General features: G+C 51.4%; 7 protein-coding genes. 4 read left to right on the forward strand and 3 right to left on the reverse strand.

The features are described 5' to 3' along the window. Positions 1-246: 246 nt before the first annotated feature. Entirely contained in the window at positions 247-933 is a 687-nt protein-coding gene (locus B150_RS0118880) for a hypothetical protein (RefSeq protein WP_020401516.1), read from the reverse strand. Positions 934-1535: 602 nt separating this feature from the next. Between B150_RS0118880 and B150_RS23665 the strand changes: the two genes are divergently transcribed. From B150_RS23665 to B150_RS0118895, 4 genes are all read left to right on the forward strand, one after another. Further along, positions 1536-2189 carry a class I SAM-dependent methyltransferase gene (locus tag B150_RS23665; RefSeq protein ID WP_081611548.1) on the forward strand — a complete coding sequence of 218 codons (654 nt, stop codon included), beginning with the start codon at positions 1536-1538 and terminating at the stop codon, positions 2187-2189. A 163-nt stretch (positions 2190-2352) separates the two neighbouring features. Continuing rightward, entirely contained in the window at positions 2353-3300 is a 948-nt protein-coding gene (locus B150_RS0118885; protein WP_020401517.1) for a UDP-glucuronic acid decarboxylase family protein, read from the forward strand. Between the two features lie 16 nt (positions 3301-3316). Beyond that, a complete protein-coding gene (locus B150_RS0118890; protein ID WP_155860146.1) occupies positions 3317-4483 on the forward strand; it encodes an AGE family epimerase/isomerase in 1167 nt (388 codons plus the stop codon). Further along, positions 4480-5631, forward strand: a complete 1152-nt coding sequence (locus tag B150_RS0118895; RefSeq protein WP_081611549.1) for an HAD-IIIA family hydrolase — start codon at positions 4480-4482, stop codon at positions 5629-5631. The genes B150_RS0118890 and B150_RS0118895 overlap by 4 nt, the downstream gene beginning before the upstream one ends. 195 nt (positions 5632-5826) lie before the next feature. Here the strand turns inward: B150_RS0118895 and B150_RS21930 are convergent. After that, positions 5827-6971, reverse strand: a protein-coding gene (locus B150_RS21930) for an IS3 family transposase (RefSeq protein WP_155860147.1) whose coding sequence is annotated in 2 segments (ribosomal slippage) — positions 5827-6713 and positions 6713-6971 — 1146 coding nt in all. Because the reading frame shifts where the segments join, the coding sequence is not laid out codon by codon here. Positions 6972-7254: 283 nt separating this feature from the next. Further along, positions 7255-7407, reverse strand: a 153-nt coding sequence (locus B150_RS23120; RefSeq protein ID WP_155860148.1) for an integrase core domain-containing protein, incomplete at its 5' end; no start/stop codon positions are given.

Raw genomic sequence — 7407 nt, forward strand, 5'->3', positions numbered from 1 at the left:
GGCACATAGGGGCAATTGCCCCTATGTGCCACAACCCGGAAAATCCTCCAGCCGGGTGGCCTAAAGACGGGGAGCAGCTCACAACCCGGAAAATCCTCCAGCCGGGTGGCCTAAAGACGGGGAGCAGCTCAACGCCTGATTGGTAGATCAAAGGGGCTCAGGTCAGTTGGAGCGGCCGGCAATCCCTAGGCGGTTCAAACCTCCAGAGCCATTTGGATATTCAAATATCGAAACGTTGAATGGACTTCATTTAGAGAGGAATATGGCCATTCTACTGCCAGATTCGCTAAGAAAAGTAAACCATGCTGTTAGGTTGTGGCGCCGCCCATACTCTCGCAATTCTTCTCTATTCGTCCGGTAAGCCAGCACAAGTTGGTTCTTGAGCAGTTCAATGTCGTCTGTAGTCATGTTTTGGTACAAGATGACCCCTAGGTGAACTCTTTGCTTTAGAAGAGTAGGTTCATAGTTCGCTGTCGAGATCGATTTGCGCCAAGCTTCAATTGCCATTTCATAATGTTCTGGCCCAAGCAGTACATTCGAAGTAGCTACTCGGAACCAAGCAAATGTATTGAGGGGCGCAAGTTTTAGGCTCTCCATCGAAGCCTCTATAGCTTTCAAAGCATAAATTCTTTGTTCGCCAATTGTAGCCGCATCGCGAACCCGTGCATAGTAAGACGCTCCTAGATCATCGTAGGCTGCGGAACTTTTAGCAAAGTTAAGCGCTTTCAGCCTAGATTGTTCTAGTAAAGCAAGTTCATCTCTTGAGACAGCTTTCCCTGACCTAATATCCTCTAACACCAAGTTCCCAGATACTAGCATTAACTCATATAGAAATCGGAGAGATCCAACAATCAACAAAACAGCACTAGCGGTTACCAAGAGAAAATATAAGCGCTTCTGGTCAATTATTTGTTTAAAACGCATCAATGACATTGAGGTAGTGCCTCGGATTGCATGCGGTTTAGTTTTCTGTTCGCCGCAAGTTTTCAGATTTGCTGATATTTACAACAGCCGGTACGCGTTAGCTAATGGTTAGCAGGTTTGAAGAAGGCGGTGTACAAAAATGCTGTATGAACCGCTCAAAAACTGATTTGGTTTCAGTATAACCGGACTGACTTCCACAACATCGTTCGGCCTATTCATCGCTTGACGGCAAAATGTCCTATGCGGTTTACTCGGTCGCATCGGAGCCTTGCCCTCCGGGCGACAAACAGAAACTGGCATCATAATGCAAGCAACATGTAACTTAGTTTTGCCGTCAAACTGCCAATCTACCGGGATCAGTTCTCCTCGCATAAGAGAGATTCAGGCGGACGGCCTACCGGGACACTGCACATCCATTATGAGGCGGTTGACTTTGTTGAGATTTTCTACAATCCAAAATGTAATTATGATAGCAAAGGATCACGATTATCCATTCAGACCATGCCACTGCAAACTGGGGACCACAAAGCATCCATGTATGCAATTGTTCGTGAGGCCAACCAACGACACTGATATATTTTTTTAGGTACATTTAAGCGAGAATTGCGGGAATGCGTATAAAACACCTGATATCTACAGTCCTCAAGCCAAAAGGAAAGACGCGCTTCTTACGGTGCTTATCCGACAACTGTTCTTTACTTGATGTCGGCTGCGGCAATGACTCCCACTATTGGGTAAAAGATATCCTTCCCTTCGTGTCTTATACGGGGGTTGACATTGGCTACTACAATCTAACTAAACCTTTGGTAAACACACGATACTTATTAGTTGGGTCCAGCGAGTTTGCAGAAGCTATCGCAAAGATGTCGGAGTCATTCGATGCTGTAATATCCAATCACAATCTCGAGCATTGCGAAGACCCATACGGTACACTTGTTGCAATGGCTGAAGCACTTCGATCCGGGGGGCGCTTGTTTATAGCATTTCCAGCTAGCGCTACGCTCAGCTTTCCCTCTCGAAAAGGGAGCCTAAATTATCGTGACGATGGCACTCATAAATTGCCTCCACCAAATTACAATAAAGTATTGAATTTGTTAAAATCAAATAATGTTGACATAGTATTCTCTGTCGAACAATACAGACCCAGTGCATTATATTGTATTGGCTTCTTTCTTGAGCCCGCATCAAGACTACTTAACAGAGTATTACCCGGAACATGGGCCTACTATGGTTTTGAAAGCATCATATGGGGTAAAAAACGCTAGCCGTCATTCAGGAGAACTGTCTAGAATGCTCGGTATCTAGGGCCAGTATGAGATCCACTGCACCATTATCCGACATAGCTCTACGGCTTTTGTAGTTTTAGAGCGTAAGGTGACGCGGCGGGTCTCCATGAGGTTTTTATTGAAATTTTAGGGGATTTTGAAAATGCATACTAACCGTCGCATCCTGATAACGGGAGGGGCCGGCTTCCTAGGATCTCACTTGTGTGAGCGTCTGCTAAACGAAGGGAATGAGGTACTGTGCATTGACAACTTCTACACCGGCACGCGCCGGAATGTTGCCCATCTACTGGACCACCCCAATTTCGAACTCATGCGTCATGACGTGACGTTCCCACTTTACGTGGAAGTGGACGAAATCTATAATTTGGCTTGCCCGGCATCGCCTATTCATTACCAACGCGACCCAGTTCAGACTACGAAGACCAGCGTACATGGTGCCATCAACATGCTGGGACTTGCCAAACGGTTAAATGCCCGAATCTTGCAGGCTTCTACTAGCGAAGTCTATGGCGACCCGTCAGTGCATCCTCAGCCGGAGGATTATTGGGGCAATGTTAACCCTATCGGCATACGCTCCTGTTACGATGAGGGCAAACGATGCGCTGAAACGCTGTTCTTCGACTACCACAGACAGCACCAGTTGCACATCAAAGTGGCACGCATTTTTAACACGTACGGCCCACGTATGCATCCCAACGACGGTCGTGTTGTTTCGAACTTCATAGTACAAGCCCTGCAAGGGCTACCCATCACCATATATGGTGATGGGTCCCAGACACGCTCCTTCTGTTTTGTGAGCGATCTAATTGAGGGCTTTGTGCGCCTGATGGCCACGGACGATGAGGTTACGGGCCCCATCAATCTGGGCAACACGGGCGAGTTTACAATTCGAGAATTGGCTGATCGTGTAATCGATCTTTCGGGGTCTGGGTCTGAATTAATTTTCAAGCCACTGCCCGGCGATGACCCGCAGCAGCGCCAACCGGACCTTTCCCGTGCTCGCTCCATTCTAAACTGGCAACCTAGTGTGTCGCTTGATGAAGGCCTTAAGGCAACGATCCGCTACTTTGACACCTTATTAAGTGAGTAGAGACGAGGCCAGCTTCATGCCTGATCAAACCGATATTGCCGCGGCCCTCCAGCCTCTGAGGCATTGGCTCTTCGAGGATGCGTGCCCGCTTTGGTGTATTAAGGGTATCGATAGGGTCAATGGCGGCGCGTTCGACCGTTTGTCATTCACCCTTCAGCCTACTGGCAGCGTCAAGCGCACCCGCGTGCAGGCGAGGCAAATCTACGCCCTCCTCGAAGCCGGACGCCTCGCTGGAACTAACAGATGGCGTGTGGAAGCCGATATTGTCTATGAATTCCTTACTTCAGCCTGTAGACGCCCGGATGGATCCTACTGCTATTATATAAGCTTGGATGGGCGCCATCAGGATGATAGCCGCAACAACTACGATCAGGCCTTCGTGCTGTTCGCCCTCGCCCATTATTACAAAGCCACCGGTAAGCGCGAGGCCGTCGGCTACGCAAACGACCTGTTGGACTACCTAACGCATCGACGCAAACACCCTGCCTACGGCTTCCACGAAAATGACAGGGGCACAGATGGTATGCTGGCCAATCCGCATATGCACTATCTGGAAGCGATGCTAGTTTGGAGCACCGTCAGCGATGAGCCGGTCTGGTTAGAAATGGCAGAAGAGCTCGTGCGGCTTGCCGCACACAAACTCATTGATCCTGTAAGCGGGGGGATTCGGGAATATTTTGACGAAAGTTGGGAACCAGTTGCCGGTAAACGCGGTCGGATACTGGAGCCCGGACACCAGTTCGAGTGGGCGACACTCCTGGACCTCTATTGCAAGGCGCGGCCTGATGCAGCTCCAACCCTTGCTGGTGCCATTGACCGCCTATATGCTCTGGCAACTGATCATGGTGTGGGGCCAAATGGCATACATATCCATAGCGAAATAGATACAAGCTTTAGTGTAGTAAAGTCGGACGCTCGCTGTTGGCCTTATACTGAGAGGCTGCGGGCGGCACTGATGATGGCCACCCGACACCCGGAAAATCGCTCGCTTTATGAAGCTCACGCACTTCAGGCTGTCGCCGGTCTGTGGCGCTATCTGAGCGCGCCGATGCCGGGCCTCTGGCACGACTGGATCGCATTCGACGGAACGGTCACGCAGGAGGATGCCCCCGCTAGCTCGCTATATCATATTGTTGGCGCCATTACGGCTCTCGATCATGCCGTAAGAGGAAAGGTCGGATGAACACTCCGGTAAGATGTCGGCAGGCGGTTATTCTGCTCTGCAACAAGGATGCAGTGCTGCATACGCAGCTATTGAATCTACATATCAATGAACTTATTCGCCAGGGCTTTGAGGATATTATTCTCCTGACTAGCCAAGCAGAATTACCACAGTGCATTTCAACGAGGCGATGCACGATCATTTTGGCTGAGGGTCAAGTTGACAGTGACGCGCTCCGCAATGCAGCGGGCTTTTTGAATGATCAGTTCCTGCTCGTGCACGGTGATTGTTTTTTTGATTTCAACTACCGGGCCCTGGAAGCCGTTCAGCGCCATACTGAAGGGATAATGGTTACTATGGCGCTGAAGGCTGGCATGGGCCGGAGCCGATTCAGTTACGCGTCTGTTTTAGATGGCAAGGTTACTGGGCTTATCGACACAGATAATCCGATCCATCGATCATCCCACATTGGTACTGGTGTTTATTTCTGTGACCGTGCGATCCTCACGCGAGTCCCGGAAAGCGCCGGTTCGTTCGAACGGGGCACCGTGACTGCACTGGTTGCTGCCGGCACTGTGGCCTGCGTGGTTGGAGAGGGGTGCTTTGTGGCTGAGCCAGCTCTCACACGGGAGCAATATGAGGTAATCACCCAACGCCCCGCTCTGTTCTTAGACCGCGACGGCACCATCAATTGTGACCAGGGCTACACACACAAGGTAGAGGATATGAAGCTGATCGATGGTGCCCTTGAACTTATCCGTACCTACTGTGACCGGGGCTGGCACGTGTTTGTAGTGACTAACCAGTCCGGCATTGCACGTGGCTATTTTGGGTTTGATGCAGTGGAGCGCTTTCATGACGCTCTCCGGAACGCCTGCGTTGATGCTGGTGGCTTTATTCACGATTTCGAAGTGTCGCCCTACCATGAAAGCGGCTGCCTTGAGCCCTATGCGGTAGCCAACCACCGAACCCGCAAACCAAACCCGGGCATGCTTCTCGACCTAATGGAGAAATGGTCAGTGATAAAGGCTGATAGCCTGATGGTTGGTGATAAAAACATTGACGTACTCGCCGCCGAAGCAGCAGGAATTCGTGGCCTGCTGTTCGACAGCCACGACCTGATGCAGTTTGCAGTTGCCAATGGCCTTTTCGAAAGCCAGACTTCTTAATGTGTCGGTTTTGTTTTGTCCCTGTCCCGGTTAAACCTGACCAGCACGCGATTTCCGCCCTGCTAGGGCCTGGATTAGCCCAGTAAGCTGCGCCCGTGTCTTGAATACTAGGGATGTGTTGTGACGTGCTCCCCTAGAATGTTTGACCTTTCCCCCGGATTGAGGCCATTTCCTAGGTTAGGAACTTGGTGGTTATCATGCCACAGCCTTCTCAGCTACAGGCAAGTTAGCGGAAGGAGCCGGAGGCGACTGGAAGCGTCCTGCCTGTAGCTTGGCAAACGTCGCCGGCGGCTGATATCCGAGCGAGCTGTGGGGCCGTTCTTCATTATAGTGCTTTCTCCCTTCATTGATGACGGTTCTGGCCTCCTTGATGCTCATGAACCAATGCTGGTTCAGGCAATTGTCCCGGAAAGTGCCATTGAAGCTCTCGCAGAAAGCATTCTGCACCGGCTTGCCGGGTTGGATGAAGTTGAGCTTCACCCCTGTTCTCTGTGCCCACAGGAACATGGCCTTGCTGGTGAGTTCGGGGCCATTGTCGAGAACAATCTCCCGTGGCAGGCCATATTGATTGCCCAGCACATCCAGGAAAGCCGCCAGGCGCTGGCCCGAGATCGATGTATCCACCAGTTGCCCGACACATTCTCGGGTGTAATCATCGACAATATTGAGAGTGCGAAAGCGTCGGCCTGTCGCCAATTGATCTGATACAAAATCCAGGGACCAGCGTTCTGTCTGCCGCGATGGTAGGGCCATCGGCTGGCGTGGCACATTCGGCAACTTGCGCCGCTTCTTTGTGCGTACCTGAAGGCCTTCTTCCGTGTACAGGCGGTAGGTCCGTTTGGCATTCTGCACCAGACCTTCCTGTTTGAGGAAAGCATGCAGCATCAGATAGCCATAGCGGGGATAGCGCTCCGCCAGTTCTTTCAGGCGCAACCTTAGAGCCGCATCACAGCGGCGATGGCTGTTATACTGGGCCACCGATCTTGATATGCCGACGAGCCCACAGGCGCGACGCTCAGACAGTATCTTGCCTGAGACAAGATGCTGAACCTGTTTGCGCCTGACTGCGGGCTTTACCACTCCTTTGAGAGCAACTCCTTCAAGGCAGCGTTATCGAGCATCTGATCGGCCAGAAGCTTCTTGAGCCGGGTGTTCTCCGCCTCCAGCGACCTCAGCTTCCGAGCATCGGACACATCCATGCCACCATACTTGCTCTTCCAACGGTAAAAGGTTTGCTCGGAAATGCCGTGCTGACGGACAATATCCTTCACCTTCATCCCGGCAGCATGCTCCTGCAGGATCGTAATAATCTGTCCTTCACTAAATCTTTTGCGCTTCATAAAGGGATCTCCTGATCTCGGTTTGACAGAAAATCCTAACTTTAGAAACGGCCCTATTTACGGGGAAGAGGTCAAAAATGTTCTCAAACTGATGTTGAGTCCGGCTCAATGTGAGCTGCTCCCCGTCTTTAGGCCACCCGGCTGGAAGATTTTCCGGGTTGTGAGCTGCTCCCCGTCTTTAGGCCACCCGGCTGGAGGATTTTCCGGGTTGTGAGCTGCTCCCCGTCTTTAGGCCACCCGGCTGGAGGATTTTCCGGGTTGTGGCACATAGGGGCAATTGCCCCTATGTGCCGGAAAGCGCCGTAATCGGCGGTCTGTTGCCGATCGCGCTGTGAGGTCGGACCTCGTTGTAGTCTCTACGCCATTCCTCCATCTTTTCCCGCGCGTCGTCAAGGCTCAGGAACCAGTGGGTGTTCAGGCATTCGGCCCTGAACTT

Source organism: Kordiimonas gwangyangensis DSM 19435 = JCM 12864 (assembly GCF_000375545.1).
Classification (GTDB): Bacteria; Pseudomonadota; Alphaproteobacteria; order Sphingomonadales; family Kordiimonadaceae; genus Kordiimonas; species Kordiimonas gwangyangensis.